This window comes from Viridibacillus sp. FSL E2-0187 (assembly GCF_038006425.1).
In the GTDB taxonomy this organism is placed as follows: domain Bacteria; phylum Bacillota; class Bacilli; order Bacillales_A; family Planococcaceae; genus Viridibacillus; species Viridibacillus arvi.
On sequence record NZ_JBBOVG010000001.1, the window covers coordinates 3,197,398 to 3,214,408 of the forward strand.

The window sequence follows — 17,011 nt, forward strand, 5'->3', positions numbered from 1 at the left end:
AAACACCACCAGGAATTTTGCCTAAACAAAACATCCAAGTGGTGTAGTTACTTTTTATTTCATAAGTTTTTCATTGTGAATTACTAAATTTATTTTTTTCATTATTTATTTCATAAAATCATATTTTTCATATTTAAAGAACTGGAGCTGAGCCACCATCGATATTAACTGCAGTACCACTAACATAAGAAGCTGCATCGGACACTAAGAAAGTAATAACATTTGCTGCTTCTTCAGTTTCACCAATCCGACCAAGAGGAATATTTTTTCCCATTTCTTCAGAAAATGCATTCCAACTAAGACCCGGGGCGTTCGTTCGCCATTTCTGCTCGATTTGTGAGCTACGAATTAATCCGATACAAACAGAATTTACTCGAATCTGATCTTCCCCTAAATCTTTACTCATAGCTTTCGTTAACGCTAACCCAGCTGCACGACTTACAGATGTTGGTAAAGAGGATTCCGAAGGTGCTTTTCCTTTTATAGCAGTAACATTTACAATTGCTCCTCCACCTACTGCCCTCATATGAGGAATTGCAAATTTAGAACAATTCACAGCACCGTATAGTTTTAAATCCAGATCATCTTGCCAAAGCTCATTTTCTACGCTTTCAAAAGTGTTAGCAGAACTTGTACCGGCATTATTCACTAAAATATTTAGTTGTCCATAATGTTCAATTGTTTCATTAATAATTCTTTCGCAATCTTCTTTTATCGATACATCTGCACATACTGTATGTACTTTCTGTCCTGTTTCCAAGAATATCACTTTCGCTGCATGTATTAAATTTTCTTCATTACGTGCACAAATTGTAACATTGGCACCCTCATTAGCTAGCTGTAAAGCTGTTGCAAGACCAATTCCTTTACTGCTCCCTGTTACAATCGCTACTTTTCCTAGTAAACCTAAATCCATTTTTCAGCACTCCTTTGTTGTTCTGAATAAATAAATTCAATTCGGATAAAAAAGTACCTTATCACTCACTATATATAAACGCAGGATTATTATACCATATTTACATATAGCTACTTTGTAAATTAATTATTAATATTACATACCTATTAAATCTGCACATTAATATAGAAGGAAATTTTTCGAAATCAACTAACTTAAATTCTCTCACTATTTATATTCTATTTGATCCAACCAATTATAATGACCATTCAATTGTATTACTTTAGAAATTTTTGCATTAAAAAACCTCTTGAAGTCCAAAAACTTCAAGAGGTTTACTAATTGGCAAAGCCATATTATTTTTTAGCTACGATGTGAATTGGGTTTCCAAGTAATACTTCAGCAGTTTCCATAGTGATTTCACCTAATGTTGGGTGTGCATGGATAGTCATGGCAATATCTTCTACAGTCATACCTGCTTCGATTGCTAAACCAATTTCAGCGATCATATCAGAAGCACCAGCACCAACGATTTGACCACCTAGTAATAAGCCATCAGCTTTACGAGAAACAAGTTTCACGAAGCCTTCTGTTTCATTTAGAGCTAATGCACGACCATTTGCTCCGAATGGGAATTTACCAGCTACTACTTCATAACCTTCTGCTTTTGCTTGGTCTTCTGAAAGACCTACAGTTGCCATTTCTGGATCTGTGAAGCAAACAGCAGGAATTGCTAAGTAATCTACTACTGATTTTTCACCAGCAATTGCTTCAGCAGCTACTTTACCTTCGTAAGAAGCTTTGTGAGCAAGTTGTGGTCCAGCAACGATATCACCGATTGCATAGATGTTTGGAATATTTGTACGGCATTGTTTGTCAACTTTTAATAGTCCACGCTCACCAAATTCAAGACCTAGTTCTTCTAAGCCAATTTCATCAGTGTTAGGACGACGTCCAACAGTTACTAATACGTAATCAGCTTCAACAGATTTTGCTTCGCCTTTTACTTCGTATTTTACAGTAACACCTGTTTCTGTTTCTTCAACGCCTTGAGCAAGTGCGTCTGTTTCGATTGTAACGCCTTTTTTCTTAAGACCTTTTTTAACAATCGTTGTCATTTGCTTTTCGAAGCCAGCTAGAATATCTTTGCCACCTTCTAGAATTGTTACTTCAGAACCAAGGTTAGCAAATGCTGAACCAAGCTCAGTACCGATGTAACCTCCACCAATAACAACAAGTTTTCCAGGCACTTCTTGTAATGAAAGTGCGCCTGTAGAGTTTATTACGCGTTTAGAAAATTTGAAAGTTGGGATTTCAACAGGGCGTGAACCAGTTGCTAAAATCGCATTTTTGAAAGTATACGTTTGTGCAGAGTCTTCGTTAATAACACGGATTGTGTTTGCATCTACAAAGTAAGCTTCTCCACTTACAACGTCAACGTTGTTGCCTTTTAATAAGCTTGATACGCCGCCAGTTAATTTTTTAACTACGCCGTCTTTAAATTCTTGCGCTTTTTTAAAATCGATGCTAACTTCAGGAGCCACAATACCCATGTCTGCTGAGTTTTTAGCATGTTCTAAACGGTGACCAACTGAGATTAATGCTTTTGAAGGAATACAACCAACGTTTAAGCATACGCCACCTACGTGTTCTTTTTCAACAACTGTTACTTTTTGTCCAGTTTGCGCTGCACGAATTGCTGCAACATATCCACCAGGGCCTGCGCCAATTACAAGTGTATCTGTTTCGATTGGGAAATCTCCTACTACCATTTTCTTACGCCTCCATTAATAATAATTCGGGCTCGCTTAACAAACGCTTAATATGATTTAACGCATGTTGCGCTGTAGCACCGTCGATCATTCGATGATCAAAGCTCAATGATAATGCTAACACAGGTGCCGCTACAATTTCACCATTTTTTATTACAGGTTTCTCTGCAATTCGACCAATTCCTAATATAGCTACTTCAGGATGGTTAATTACTGGAGTAAACCATTGGCCACCTGCAGAACCTATGTTTGTAATCGAACAAGATGCACCTTTCATTTCATTTGGTGCTAACTTACCGTCACGAGCTTTTGTAGCAAGCTCATTAATCTCGTCAGAAACTGCAAATACCGATTTGCGATCTGCATGTTTAATAACAGGAACTAATAAGCCTTTATCTGTATCGGCAGCTATACCGATATTATAATAGTGTTTTTGAACAATTTCTTGTGTTGCATCATCAAGTGATCGATTAAATTCAGGGAATTCACGTAATGCGCTAACTAAAGCTTTTACTACATACGGTAAATAAGTAAGTTTGATACCTTTTTCAAGAGCGATTTCTTTGAATTTTTTGCGATGTGCTACAAGTTCTGTTACATCCACTTCGTCCATTAATGTTACGTGTGGAGCTGTTTGTTTTGAATGAACCATTGCTTTTGCAATTGCACGACGGATACCTGACATTTTCTCACGTGTTTCAGGGAAGTCGCCTTCTAATACTGGTTGTACAGAAGCTTTTTCATTAGTTTTTTCAGAAACTTGAGTCTCTTCTGCAACTGGTGCTTCAACTGCCTGTGTTGCAGCTTGAGCTGAGCCACCATTCATAAATGATTCCACATCTTCTTTGACAATACGCCCATTTTTACCTGAACCCGATAGTTGTTTAATATCAATGTCATTATCACGTGCAAACTTACGGACTGATGGCATTGCAATAACACGTTTATTCGGGTCAGTTTCCACAGATGGTTGTGATGCTACTGTTGTTGTTTCTGCTTTCGGAGCTTCTTCACCTGCAGCTTTTGTCGGTTCTTCTTTTGCAGTTTCTTCTTCATCATGATGACCTTTTAGTTGGATATCTTCGTATCCTGGTGCGTCTACTCGTAGTAAAACTGTACCAACTGTTGTAAGAACACCTTCTTCAACAAGGACTTCTTCAACTGTACCTTCTACCGGAGAAGGGATTTCAACGACCGCTTTATCATTTTGCACTTCACAAAGCACGTCATCTTCTTGAATTTTGTCACCTGCTTTTACGAACCATTTTACAATTTCACCCTCATGTATTCCTTCACCAATATCTGGTAATCGAAATTCAAATGCCATATGTTTCACCCTTTCTGTTTCGAAAACGAATTAGAATGTTAATACTTTTTTCGCTGTTTCAACAATATCTTTTGCATTCGGCAACCAAACTGCTTCTGCTTGTGGGAACGGGTAGATTGTATCCGGCGCTGCTACACGAAGTACCGGTGCTTCAAGACTAAGAATAGCACGCTCTGTGATTTCAGCTACTACATTAGCAGCAATACCTGCTTGTTTTTGTGCTTCTTGAACAACAACTGCTCGACCTGTTTTTTCAACAGAAGCAATAATTGTTTCAATATCTAACGGTTGAATAGTTCGTAAATCCACAACTTCAACTGAGTACTCTTCTTTTTCTAATAATTCAGCAGCTTTTAGTGATTCGTGTACCATTGCACCGTATGCAAATATTGACAAGTCTGTTCCTTCACGCTTCACATCAGCTTTTCCTAATGGAATAGTATAAGACTCTTCAGGAACCTCTTCACGGAACGAGCGATATAATTTTAAATGCTCAAGGAAAACTACTGGGTCATTATCGCGAATTGATGCGATTAGTAACCCTTTCGCATCATAAGGTGTTGAAGGTACAACTACCTTTAATCCTGGTTGAGATGCCATTAATCCTTCTAAGCTGTCCGAGTGCATTTCTGGTGTATGTACACCACCGCCGAAAGGAGAACGGATTGTAACAGGTGCACCAAGTGCTCCACCTGTACGGTAACGCATACGCGCTAATTGACCACTTACAGAGTCCATTACTTCATATATGAAACCAAAGAATTGTATTTCTGGAACCGGACGGAAACCTTGTAGCGCAAGACCGATTGTTAATCCACCAATTCCTGATTCTGCTAGTGGCGTATCGAAAACGCGATCTTCCCCAAATTCTTTTTGAAGACCTTCAGTTGCACGGAAAACTCCTCCGTTGACACCAACGTCTTCACCGAACACTAGAACGTTTTCGTCGTCTTTTAATTCGCAGCGTAGTGCGTCTGTAATTGCTTGAATCATCGTCAGTTGTGCCATCGGTTACTTCGACTCCTTCTCTTTGAAGATTTCGTATTGTTCTTGTAAATTATATGGTAAATCGCCATCATTCATATTACGGATCAGTTCTGTTACTTTTTGTTTTGGTGCTGCATCCGCTTCTTTGACAGCTGCTTTAATCTCTTCTTTAGCTTTTTCAATTACTTCTGATTCTTTTTCTTCGCTCCACAAACCTTTTGCTTCTAAGTATTTACGGAATCGTACAATTGGATCTTTCTTTTCCCATTGTGAATCTGTATCAGAAGTACGGTAACGAGTTGGATCATCTCCAGCCATAGTATGTGGACCATAACGGTAACACATTGTTTCAATTAACGAAGGACCTTCACCATTTACTGCACGTTGGCGCGCATCGCGAGTTGCTACGAAAACTGCAAGAGGATCCATTCCATCTACTAAGATACTAGGAATACCTGCTGCAATACCTTTTTGAGCGATTGTTTTCGCTGCTGTTTGCAATTCACGTGGTGTTGAAATAGCAAATTGGTTATTTTGAACGATGAAGATCGCTGGTGAACGAAACGCTCCTGCAAAGTTAATACCTTCGTAGAAGTCCCCTTGAGACGAACCACCATCACCCGTATAAGTTACAGCAACAGATTTCTTACCTCGCTTTTGCATACCAAGTGCAACTCCAGCAGTTTGAATATACTGAGCACCGATAATAATTTGTGGTGGTAATACATTAACATCCTCAGGAATTTGATTTCCTATGAAATGTCCACGTGAGAATAAGAATGCTTTATAAAGAGGTAGTCCGTGCCAAACAATTTGAGGCACATCACGATATCCCGGTAAAATATAATCTTCTTTTTCAAGTGCATAGTGAGAAGCAATTTGAGAAGCTTCTTGACCCGCTGTTGGTGCATAGAATCCTAAGCGTCCTTGACGGTTCAATGAAATCGAACGTTGGTCTAAAATACGAGTGAAAACCATTCTGTTCATTAATTCAACTAATTCAGCATCCGATAGTTTCGGATCTGCATCTGCGTTAACAATTTCGCCTTCCTCATTCAAAATCTGAAACATTTCAAATTTTTCTTCAATCTCATGCAAGTTTGCAACTGGATCGAATTGCTTTGATTTTTGTGAAGCCATGTTACCACATCTCCTCTGTGTCTGTGTCTGTATTATAAATTTTTTTCTTTTTAGTAATACAACGTTTCTTCGTTTTCAGTATACTGAATTAAAATAAATAGGTCAATCATTGTTATGATAATGCTTACATTATTTTATTCTTATTATTCAGAAAAACCTGTACCATATACGTTTAGACAACTGTATTATACAACAGATTGTTTTTTTCACCCTTTACTAGAACAGTCTTTTACCTCGTATTAAATATTCCCAGATGTCATAAACTTAAACAAATAATCTTTTAAGAACTCTCTTTTCCATTGAACGATTGTCGTTGTTCGTTATACTATGGATATAGATTTTGTATCGAAAGGAAGAAACGAAAAATGATTTTAATGGATAATGTAATTCGCGAAGGCCATCCAACTTTACGTACCCGCGCGAAAGAACTAACTTTCCCTCTATCACCTGAGGATAAAAAGTTAGGTCAAGACTTACTTGAATTCCTTATTAATAGTCAAGACCCTGTGTTAAGTGAAAAATATAGCTTGCGTTCCGGAATAGGTATTGCCGCTCCGCAAATAAATGAATCAAAAAGAATGTTTGCACTTCATCTACCTGATGACAATGACAATCAAATAAGTTTCGTAGCTGTAAACCCGAAAATCGTTAGTCATTCAGTAGAAAATACTTATTTAACAAATGGTGAAGGTTGTTTATCAGTTGATCGGAATGTAGCTGGTTACGTACCACGTCATGCACGAATTACAGTTAAATTCCATACACTAGATGGTGAAGAAAAAAAAATGCGCTTAAAAGGAATACCCGCAATCGCGTTTCAACATGAATTAGACCATTTAAATGGTGTAATGTTCTATGATCACATTAATGAATCTAACCCATTCGCTGATGTACCTAATTCTCAACCAATTGAAAATAATTAACACAAAAAGCCTTACTATGAATCGTAAAATCATAGTAAGGCTTTTTTATTGTTTTTTATACCAATTGTAATTTTTCCATTGCTTTTACTAATCCATCTTCATCTACATGATCAGTCACAAAACTCGCAACAGTTTTCGCTTTCACATGACCATTTCCCATAGCTACACCTGTCCCAACTGCCGTTAGCATTTCAACGTCATTTAAGCCATCACCGAAAGCAATCGCATCTTGCATTTCAAAATTTGTATATTCAAGTAATCGTTCAATCCCATACGCTTTAGAAACACCTTTATTTAATACATCACAACAATAAGTATGCCATCGAACTAACTCCAATTCAGGAAAAGCCTTTGCATACTCTTCTTCCTCATCGACACTTACGTATAATAGTACTTGATAAATAGGATGATTTAAGTAGAAATCTTTATCCAGTCTTGGCATAGGATAGAGTAAAGAAGTCAAGCTTTCCTTTATCTGATGATGCTCTGGAACAGAAGTAACCATCTCATGATTATCTAAAAAAACTAATGGTTTGTCATGTTTCTCCACATAGTTAACAAGAGCCTTCAGTTGATCGAGAGGCACTGGCTTCAATGAGACGGGCTGCCCCTTATACACAACGTATTGGCCATTGAAACAAACATAAGAGTCTAATTTTAGCGTTTCAAGAACTTCCTGAATCATAAACGGAGCTCTACCCGTAGCAATAACCACTTCATGACCATTATCTTTTGCTTTTTTTACCGCATCAATTGTTGTCTGTGGAATTTCTTTTTTCGAATTATAAAGTGTTCCGTCAATATCAAAAAATAATATTCTTTTCTGCATACTAAATTACTTCCTCTCTTTTCTTGTATTTCCGTTTGTTAAGTAAAATAACTTTACAGTAATAACTTAATATTGTATAATGTCCACGAGGAGTGATATGCCATGTTTAAACGCCTTAAAAAACAATTGTTGAAACGGCTTAATGGCTTGCTCGGAAAAAAAACAATCGCTTAAGTTTATTTGCCCTTCATAATTTTGGAGGGCTTTTCTTTATTTTAAGTTACTAGCGTGATAATATAAAGGAAATGCAATTATTTTGAACGTGTTAAAGGAGAGCATATTATGATTTACAAAGTTTATTATCAAGAAAATGCGCTTGAAGTACCAGTTCGCGAAAATACTAAAAGCTTATACTTAGAAGCGGCAGATGAGCGTGAAGTTCGTCAAAAACTTAAAGACCGTAACTATAATATCGAATTTGTTCAGTTGCTTGAAGGAAACTACTTAGAGTACGAACAAGCAAGCGAACATTTCCACGTGGAGAAACTCTAAACGTATGAAGTTTGTCAAAAACGACCAAACAGCGGTTTTCGCACTCGGCGGACTGGGCGAAATCGGTAAAAATACGTATGCCGTACAATTCCAAGATGAAATTATCTTGATTGACGCAGGAATTAAATTCCCTGAGGATGATCTATTAGGTATTGACTATGTTATACCAGACTACACTTATTTAGTAAGAAATGTAGACAAGATTAAAGGTCTTTTTATTACACATGGTCATGAAGATCATATTGGTGGTATTCCTTATTTGCTACGTCAAATTAACATTCCTGTTTACGGTGGCAAGCTTGCACTAGGTCTGTTACGTAATAAATTGGACGAGCATGGTTTACTTCGCCAAACAAAAATGATTGAAATCCAAGAAGAGGACATTATTAAATTCCGTAAAACTTCTGTGAGCTTCTTCAGAACAACCCACAGTATTCCGGATGCATACGGTATTGTCGTTAAAACTCCTCCTGGTAATATCGTTCATACAGGAGATTTCAAATTTGACTTCACTCCTGTTGGTGAACCAGCAAACTTAACAAAAATGGCTGAAATAGGACGCGATGGCGTGTTATGTCTACTATCTGATAGTACAAATGCCGAAGTTCCTAATTTCACAATGTCTGAACGCAAAGTTGGAGAAAGTATTGATGAAATTCTACGCAAAGTAGAAGGTCGTCTTATTTTTGCAACATTCGCTTCAAATATTCACCGTTTACAACAAGTTACAGATGCAGCTGCTAGACACGGACGTAAAATCGCTGTATTTGGTAGAAGTATGGATAACGCCATTACAATAGGCCGTGAATTGGGCTACATCACTGCACCAAAAGAAACTTTTGTTGATTCACAAACGTTAAATCGTTTGCCTGCTAACGAAGTATTGATTCTTTGTACAGGAAGCCAAGGTGAACCAATGGCAGCACTTTCTCGTATTGCCAATGGGACTCACCGACAAATCCAAATTCAACCTGGAGATACTGTTGTATTTTCATCTTCACCAATCCCAGGGAATACTATTAGCGTTAATAAAACAATTAACTCATTATTCCGTGCAGGTGCAGAAGTTATTCATGGCTCATTGAATAATATTCATACTTCTGGTCACGGTTCTCAAGAAGAACAAAAACTAATGCTTCGTCTGATTAAACCAAAATTCTTTATGCCAATTCATGGTGAGTACCGCATGCTTCGTATGCATGCTGATTTAGCTATTGATTGTGACGTAGAACCAGACAATACTTTCATCATGGAGAATGGTGACGTCCTTGCACTTAGCCCTAATACGGCTACTGTATCAGGCCGAATTCCTTCTGGTGATGTTTACATTGATGGTAATGGAATTGGTGATATCGGTAATATCGTATTACGCGATCGTCGTATCCTTTCCGAAGAAGGTCTAGTCATCGTTGTGGTTAGCGTGAACATGGAGACTCAGAAAATTGTTTCTGGTCCAGATATTATCTCTCGTGGTTTCGTATATATGCGTGAATCAGGTATGATGATTAATGAAGCTCAACAAATGTTGAACCGTCACTTACAACGTACATTACAAGACAAAACACCTCAGTGGTCAGAATTAAAAAATGATATCACTGATGCATTAGGACCTTACTTGTTTGAAAAAACAAAACGTCGTCCAATGATTTTGCCGATCATCATGGAAGTTTGATCACAAAAGGGTAGAGATTTTTTAATCTCTACCCTTTTTATAATTTTATTGTGAAAATATAAAAAAACGAAATATGTTGTTCATATTAATTTCCCAAAGGATAATTCATCTCGAGTTCTCAAAATGAATAATCCTTAAAAAATTTTACTCTTAATTCATCATTTTCTTCTCAAAACGGCTAATATCAACATCTGCTCCGATAACAATTAAAATATCACCTTCATGAATGACCTCATCTGCTTGCGGTGAAACGATGATTTCATGCCCTCTTTTAATCGCTACAATATTAATACCATATCTTACCCTGATATCTAAGTTAATGATTGTATGTCCTTCTAATAAATGATTTGCCTTAATCTCCATAATTGAATGTTCATCAGATAATTCCAAGTAATCGAGTACATTATTTGACATCATATTATTCGCAATACGAATCCCCATATCACGTTCTGGATGGACAACATGATCTGCACCAATTTTTCTTAATACTTTTTCATGGTAATCATTTTGAGCTTTTACAGTAATTTTCTGCACTCCAATTTCTTTTAACATTAATGTGGTCAAAATACTCGATTGGATGTCGTCACCGATTGCTATGATTACATGTTCAAAGTTTCGGATTCCAAGTGACTTCAAAACAGATTCATCCGTCGTATCTGCTACAACTGCCTGCGTAGCGATAGGAGCAAACTCGTCCACCCTTTCTGGTTGTTTATCTATTGCCATTACATCAGCACCTTGTTGTATCAGCTCTGAAACGATACTGCCGCCAAAACGACCTAATCCAATGACAACAAATTCTTTTTTCATGAAAATTTCCCCCGATACTGTAAAGAATGGACATAGTGTAACACAATACATTTAAGCATACAAACACAACTATCACTATTTTTTCCAATAAAAAAAGAATTATCCTTATAAAAACAGGACAATTCTTATGACATTCGAAATAACTTACGCTTCAGCGTTACGAACTTCGTCTAATACACGGTTAACGCGTTTTTCAAGCATTTTCATACCGCTTCCACCTGCTTGGAAATGACGAAGTTGACCTTCTTTATCAAAAACATAATATGCAGGTACATATTGGTTATCGAAGGCGTCAGTTAACTTCATATCACCGTCAACAAAGATTGGTTGTGTAATATCATGCTCAGCTGCAGTTGCTTTAATAACGTCTAAATCTAAATCACTTTCAGAACGTGGCATATGAACTGCAACAACATTTAATTCTTTACTGTATTCATCACGGAATTTATTGACATCTGGCATAGCTTCTTTACATAAATGACAGCTTACAGACCAGAAATGGATTAGAGTTGGTTTGTTACCGATTAAGTTTGCTTTTGATACTTTACCGTTTAACCAAGCTGTTTCGCCTACTAATTCAGGCATCTGAGCACGTAGTTTCATGTTTAATCACCTCATAATGGAATTCGTATATAGTATATTCTCATCTTTCAAAAAAAGACCTAACGTTTGTTAGGCCTTTTTGATGTTAGAAATCTAAATTAAACTTCAAGAGTTTTTTGACCTGGGCGCCAGTTAGCTGGGCAAAGACCGCCAGTTTGTAGTGCTTGTAGAACGCGAAGAGTTTCATCTACATCGCGACCGATGTTATTGTGATTAACAACTTGATATTGAAGTTCGCCTTCTGGATTAATGATGAATAATCCGCGAAGTGCTACGCCTTCTTCTTCAATTAACACGCCATAATCACGAGATACACGTTGATTGTGGTCAGCTGCTAATGGGAATTTTAATTGACCAAGACCATTTTCAGTACGATCAGTGTTGATCCATGCTAAGTGAGTGTGGATAGTATCAGTTGATACACCAATTACTTCTGCATCAAGATCTTCAAATTCATCGTAACGATCTGACATTGCAGTGATTTCTGTTGGGCATACAAATGTGAAGTCCATTGGATAGAAGAATAAAACAGTCCACTTGTCGTTTTTCATGTTTTCTTCTAAATTAACTTTACCGAATTCTTTATTAGCTAATACTGCTTGCATTTCAAATCGAGGTGCTTGATTTGCTACTAAACGTTCTGCCATTTTGAATCCCTCCAAATATTGTTATGTATGCTATTGAGAAAAAATAAAATTTTCACAATAATCCAATTCCTACAATAGCAAATCAACATTGTGAAATCAATCATTTACACTTAATAATTATTCTAATCTAACTCCTTTTGTGACAAATAATCGACATTTTATGCATCAAGGAAATTAAGAACTTATCCTTTATAAGAATTTATTAATTATATTAAAAAAATGATACCAAAAGAAAAAACCCCATAAATGGAGTTTTAATTCGATTGAAATTATAGGCTTTTTTGTCAATGTAACCGTATTATATATGGAAAAGTAATCCACAGATTAATTACTGTTAATTTTACAAAAACAATTACAAAGGTCGATTAGGCCGGCCTTTACAATTTTCACAGGAGGGATCCTCACATGCCTCTTCTCTCCATTCATTGCAATTTGCACAAAATAGTGCATCATAATCATCTGAATAACGTAATAACCCTAAACATTCAGGACAATAATCTTCTAAAGCAACCGCATCGATTAAACGATTATTCGCCATTAGGAATGTACCTTCAAAAACGGGATCATTTGGGACTTTCACCGCACCCTGTCTTTCTTTAGGATCTAGATAAAAAAACAATTTCTTTCCCAATATTTCCGCCTCCTTAGACACCTAGTTTAGCATAAATCATAGTCATTTTTCTCTATAATACTTTTTATTTTTCAAGAACATTTTGGTGAACTATTGCATATGTTCATAAATTACTTTCATGGCTGACTAGTACTATTTAAACATAGTTTGAGGAATGTAGAATGCGGTTTTAAAAAGTCAGGACATCTACAATCCAAATACATTATGGATTATGCTTTAAAATATCAACAAAAAAACTCATCAGCCTATTGTTGACTGATGAGTTTAACTTTTACTATGTGTTTTAATCTTCGTTTATGCCGATGCAGCGCTCACACTCATAAAGAGTTGATTCAACACGCTCAACAATTACGCATCCGCATTCACGACAATGTTTTTTTGCTACTTCTTGTTTCGTTGTTTTCATTGTAATCTCCTCCGTTTCTGTTATTGAATATGACTATAGCTTGGTAAAGTTAAAAATTCCTCAAACGACGGTTTTAACGTCAAGAATTTGAAAATGTCTGCCGCTTCCTCATAACGACCATTCTGGAAGTTTTCTTGGCCAACTTGTTGCTCAATTTCTACGAGTTCTTGTTGTAATATTTCTATAAATAGTTGCTCATTAATGTTACGACCATCATCAAGTACCCCTCGCGGATGACGAATCCATTGCCAAGTTTGTGAGCGTGAAATTTCTGCTGTAGCCACATCTTCCATCATATGATTGATTGGCGCAGCTCCATTACCTCGTAGCCATGAAGCGATATATTGAACCCCTACACTGCAATTGAGTCGTAAGCCTGCCTCCGTAATCGTTCCTACAGGCACTTCTAACAAATCTTCTGCTGTAACATGCACATCTTCCCTTTTACGATTAATCTGGTTTGGTGTTTTCATATGTTCATCAAATTGCTCCATAGCTACTGATACTAACCCAGGATGGGCAACCCACGTTCCATCATGACCATCTGATGCTTCACGACGCTTATCTTCTCTCACTTTACCAAAAGCGATTTCATTTGCCTCAGGATTATCTTTAATTGGAATTTGCGCAGCCATTCCCCCAATAGCTGGTGCATTCCGTTTATGACAAGTTTGCACACATTTCAAAGTGTACGCACGCATGAATGGCGATGTCATTGTCACTTGACCACGATCAGGTAAAATAACTTCTGTCTGATTGCGTAATCGTTTCAAATAGCTGAAAATGTAATCCCATCGTCCACAATTTAGACCTGCGGAATGCTCACGCAATTCATATAAAATTTCATCCATTTCAAATGCAGCTGTTATCGTTTCGATTAAGACAGTTGCCTTAATTGTTCCTTGAGGAAGACCAAGTTGCTCTTGGGCATAGATAAATACATCATTCCATAGTCGTGCTTCTAAGTGGCTTTCAAGTTTTGGTAAGTAGAAATAAGGACCTGATCCTCGGGCCACTAACTCCTTCGCATTGTGGAAGACATATAAACCGAAATCAAACAGACCTCCAGCGATTTGTTCACCAGCAATTTCTATATTCTTCTCTAGTAAGTGTAACCCTCGTGGGCGAACAAGTAAGACAGCTGGATTGTCATTTAATTGATATGTTTTACCATTTGATGATTGTGTAAAGAAAATTGTTTTTCGAACTGCATCACGCATATTCACTTGCCCTTCAATCATATTGTCCCAAGTTGGTGATGTTGCGTCTTCAAAACATGCCATGAACATTTTTGCCCCAGAATTCAGTGCGTTAATGACCATTTTACGATTTACAGGACCCGTAATTTCTACTCGACGATCTTGTAGATCTGCAGGAAGTGGAGCAATAGTCCACTCTCCATCACGGATTTCTTTTGTCTCTGGAAGAAAATCTAGTTTCTCACCAGCATCGATGCGCTGTTGTCTATTTTGACGTTCTTCTAATAATTCTTTTCTTCTTTGATCAAACTGCCGGTGTAACGAAGCTATAAATTGCAAGGCTTCAATTGTTAAAATTTCTTTGCTCGCTGCCAATTGTTCCCCTAAAATTTTTATTTCTTGAGAAGTTACTTGTTTAGTACTCATAGCCCATCCCCCTTATGATTAAATGAATTGTGCTGTTTCTGTAGAACCCTTCATCGCAGTTGTAGATGATGTTCCCCCAGAAATCACTTGTGATACCTCATCAAAGTAACCAGTTCCTACTTCGCGTTGATGTTTTGTAGCTGTATATCCTTTTGTTTCGTTAGAGAATTCAGCTTCTTGAAGTTTAGAGTATGCAGCCATGCCATTGTCTTTATAATCATGCGCTAGTTCAAACATGCTGTGGTTTAGCGCATGGAATCCAGCTAACGTTACAAATTGGAATTTGTAACCCATCTTGCCTAGTTCAACTTGATATTTAGCGATTGTTTCATCATCTAAGTTTGCTTTCCAATTGAAGGATGGTGAGCAATTATACGCAAGCATTTTATTTGGGAATTTTGCACGAATTGCATCAGCGAATTTCTTTGCCTCTTCTAAGTCTGGTGTTGATGTTTCGCACCAAATTAAGTCTGCATACGGCGCATAAGCTAGGCCACGTGCAATCGCTTGATCAATACCCGCTTTTGTACGGAAGAATCCTTCAGGAGTACGTTCCCCTGTTATAAACTCTGCATCTCTTGGATCGATATCACTTGTAACCATATCTGCTGCATCTGCATCAGTACGTGCAATTAAAATTGTAGGTACATCTAAAACATCAGCTGCTAGCCTTGCAGAGATTAGATTACGAATTGCATTTTGTGTTGGAAGTAAAACTTTACCACCTAAATGACCACATTTCTTCTCCGAAGCTAATTGGTCTTCTAAGTGAACTCCTGATGCTCCTGATTCAATCATACCTTTAACTAATTCAAAAACATTTAAAGGTCCGCCAAAACCTGCTTCAGCATCTGCTATAATCGGTGCGAACCAATCAAAGCCATCTTCGCGTCCTTCTGCATGATCAATTTGATCTGCTCTTTGTAATGCTTGGTTAATTCGCTTAACAACCGCAGGAACGCTATTAGCCGGGTATAAGCTTTGATCAGGATACATTTGTCCTGAAAGGTTTGCATCTGCTGCTACTTGCCAACCACTTAGATAAATTGCTTGTAAACCCGCTTTAACTTGTTGTACAGCTTGATTACCTGTCAATGCACCTAAAGCATTGATAAAATCTTCTTCATGTAAAGATTTCCATAGACGTGTTGCACCTTTTTTTGCTAATGTATGTTCAATAATTACAGAACCACGTAATTTAATTACCTCTTCTGCACTATATGGACGTTCAATTCCTAACCAACGCCCTTCTTCAGCCCAATTCTTTTCTAATCGCTCCACTTGTTGTTGTCTTGATAACATAACAATCCACACCTTCCAATTAATTTACGTTAAAATCTGCTCGAATTAAGTGTTGCATAACAGATAACGTTGTTATAAATTAATATATAACAGTTTCTAATTTTTGTTATTGTTTTTTGACAAAAACCCATTTTTTTACGATGAAAGAATGTTTTTCCAAGATGAGTTGAGGGGGCACTTCAAATGGTTGAGGATAAAGTTGGTTTTGCAAAAGGTTTAGTTGATCAATACAAGAATTTGTTAGCGGATTGGGTTCCACAGGAGGCAACGCTGGCGATTGCTATCGGAGACTCTTACATCTATTATGTGGCAGGCGATTATGATGCACATTTAAACAATGGCCAAGGGATAAAAAAAGGGAGCATTGCTGAACGAGTCATTCAAGAAAGAAGAAAGATCGAAGCTGTTGTAGAAGAAGCGATATTGGGTACACCCTATTACTGCATTGGTTATCCGATCGACTTACAAGGGCAACATGCAGCACTATTAGTCATATTACCACCCAATCATCATTTAGCTGTAAAAGAACCTTTCCGCTTTATTACTGGTAAACAACAAGATGAATGGGCGCCTATCGCAATTGAAAAAGTTTCACATTTTGAAAGCTTAAATAAAAAAAGCTGGTTTTATGCTAAAAGTGAACAATACAAAACGAACTTAACATTAAAAGAGTTACATAGACGCTTACCTGACTGTTTTTTAAGAATTCATCGTTCTTATATAGTGAATATTCATTCTATCCAAAAAATAACAAGAGATTTCTCGTCAAATTTAATGATTGTTTTGAAAGATAATACTGAACTTCCTGTCAGTAGTACCTATATTAATGATGTGAAGAGAGCTCTGGAGTTTTGAGGTTAATATTAGTAATGTCTACCGAATGCGAAGATGCATTCGGTTTTTTATATTTAATAACTTCGGTTAATTGAGAACTTCCTGTTAAATATGCT

17 protein-coding genes are annotated in these 17,011 nt (G+C 37.1%); 4 read left to right on the plus strand and 13 right to left on the minus strand.

Translation table 11 applies throughout. The features are described 5' to 3' along the window. Positions 1 to 133 precede the first annotated feature (133 nt). The 5 genes from MHH85_RS15695 to pdhA form a co-directional block, all read right to left on the minus strand. Complete coding sequence (locus MHH85_RS15695; protein ID WP_340707680.1) at positions 134 to 916, minus strand: SDR family NAD(P)-dependent oxidoreductase; 783 nt, start codon at positions 914 to 916, stop codon at positions 134 to 136. 335 nt (positions 917 to 1,251) lie between these two features. Beyond that, positions 1,252 to 2,667, minus strand: coding sequence for a dihydrolipoyl dehydrogenase (gene lpdA / locus MHH85_RS15700; RefSeq protein ID WP_053417593.1), 1,416 nt, complete (start codon positions 2,665 to 2,667; stop codon positions 1,252 to 1,254). A gap of 4 nt (positions 2,668 to 2,671) precedes the next feature. Beyond that, positions 2,672 to 3,994, minus strand: a complete 1,323-nt coding sequence (locus MHH85_RS15705; protein ID WP_340707681.1) for a dihydrolipoamide acetyltransferase family protein — start codon at positions 3,992 to 3,994, stop codon at positions 2,672 to 2,674. A gap of 30 nt (positions 3,995 to 4,024) precedes the next feature. Next, positions 4,025 to 5,002 (minus strand): alpha-ketoacid dehydrogenase subunit beta, encoded by a 978-nt coding sequence (locus MHH85_RS15710; RefSeq protein ID WP_340707682.1) that lies wholly within the window; start codon positions 5,000 to 5,002, stop codon positions 4,025 to 4,027. Between the two features lie 3 nt (positions 5,003 to 5,005). Beyond that, positions 5,006 to 6,121: a pyruvate dehydrogenase (acetyl-transferring) E1 component subunit alpha gene (gene pdhA, locus MHH85_RS15715; protein ID WP_340707683.1), complete on the minus strand. Its 1,116-nt coding sequence runs from the start codon at positions 6,119 to 6,121 to the stop codon at positions 5,006 to 5,008. A gap of 365 nt (positions 6,122 to 6,486) precedes the next feature. On the opposite strand from pdhA, the gene def reads away from it, so the two are divergent. Beyond that, the gene (gene def / locus MHH85_RS15720; protein WP_340707684.1) at positions 6,487 to 7,044 is read left to right on the plus strand and encodes a peptide deformylase; all 558 of its coding nucleotides are present in this window, start codon (positions 6,487 to 6,489) and stop codon (positions 7,042 to 7,044) included. Between the two features lie 55 nt (positions 7,045 to 7,099). On the opposite strand, the gene MHH85_RS15725 is transcribed toward def, so the two are convergent. Then, positions 7,100 to 7,873 carry a Cof-type HAD-IIB family hydrolase gene (locus MHH85_RS15725; RefSeq protein ID WP_340707685.1) on the minus strand — a complete coding sequence of 258 codons (774 nt, stop codon included), beginning with the start codon at positions 7,871 to 7,873 and terminating at the stop codon, positions 7,100 to 7,102. Positions 7,874 to 8,155: 282 nt separating this feature from the next. Between MHH85_RS15725 and MHH85_RS15730 the strand changes: the two genes are divergently transcribed. Beyond that, positions 8,156 to 8,365, plus strand: a complete 210-nt coding sequence (locus tag MHH85_RS15730) for a DNA-dependent RNA polymerase subunit epsilon (RefSeq protein WP_053417599.1) — start codon at positions 8,156 to 8,158, stop codon at positions 8,363 to 8,365. A gap of 4 nt (positions 8,366 to 8,369) precedes the next feature. Further along, positions 8,370 to 10,037, plus strand: a complete 1,668-nt coding sequence (gene rnjA, locus MHH85_RS15735; protein ID WP_193738609.1) for a ribonuclease J1 — start codon at positions 8,370 to 8,372, stop codon at positions 10,035 to 10,037. 150 nt (positions 10,038 to 10,187) lie between these two features. Here the strand turns inward: rnjA and MHH85_RS15740 are convergent, their stop codons facing one another. The 7 genes from MHH85_RS15740 to aceA all read right to left on the minus strand — a co-directional run bounded on the left by MHH85_RS15740 (position 10,188) and on the right by aceA (position 16,061). After that, a complete protein-coding gene (locus MHH85_RS15740) occupies positions 10,188 to 10,847 on the minus strand; it encodes a potassium channel family protein (protein ID WP_038183611.1) in 660 nt (219 codons plus the stop codon). A gap of 144 nt (positions 10,848 to 10,991) precedes the next feature. Next, positions 10,992 to 11,450, minus strand: a complete 459-nt coding sequence (locus MHH85_RS15745; RefSeq protein WP_340707686.1) for a TlpA family protein disulfide reductase — start codon at positions 11,448 to 11,450, stop codon at positions 10,992 to 10,994. A 98-nt stretch (positions 11,451 to 11,548) separates the two neighbouring features. Further along, a complete protein-coding gene (locus tag MHH85_RS15750) occupies positions 11,549 to 12,097 on the minus strand; it encodes a peroxiredoxin (protein WP_038183596.1) in 549 nt (182 codons plus the stop codon). Between the two features lie 352 nt (positions 12,098 to 12,449). After that, positions 12,450 to 12,728 (minus strand): hypothetical protein, encoded by a 279-nt coding sequence (locus tag MHH85_RS15755; RefSeq protein WP_193738607.1) that lies wholly within the window; start codon positions 12,726 to 12,728, stop codon positions 12,450 to 12,452. Between the two features lie 283 nt (positions 12,729 to 13,011). Next, positions 13,012 to 13,134: a YhfH family protein gene (locus tag MHH85_RS15760; RefSeq protein WP_340707687.1), complete on the minus strand. Its 123-nt coding sequence runs from the start codon at positions 13,132 to 13,134 to the stop codon at positions 13,012 to 13,014. Positions 13,135 to 13,154: 20 nt separating this feature from the next. Further along, positions 13,155 to 14,759, minus strand: a complete 1,605-nt coding sequence (aceB, locus tag MHH85_RS15765) for a malate synthase A (protein ID WP_340707688.1) — start codon at positions 14,757 to 14,759, stop codon at positions 13,155 to 13,157. Between the two features lie 18 nt (positions 14,760 to 14,777). Beyond that, on the minus strand, positions 14,778 to 16,061 hold the full coding sequence (gene aceA, locus MHH85_RS15770) for an isocitrate lyase (RefSeq protein ID WP_193738604.1): 1,284 nt from the start codon (positions 16,059 to 16,061) through the stop codon (positions 14,778 to 14,780). 183 nt (positions 16,062 to 16,244) lie between these two features. On the opposite strand from aceA, the gene MHH85_RS15775 reads away from it, so the two are divergent. After that, positions 16,245 to 16,916, plus strand: a complete 672-nt coding sequence (locus tag MHH85_RS15775; protein ID WP_340707689.1) for a LytTR family DNA-binding domain-containing protein — start codon at positions 16,245 to 16,247, stop codon at positions 16,914 to 16,916. The last annotated feature ends 95 nt before the right edge of the window (positions 16,917 to 17,011 follow it).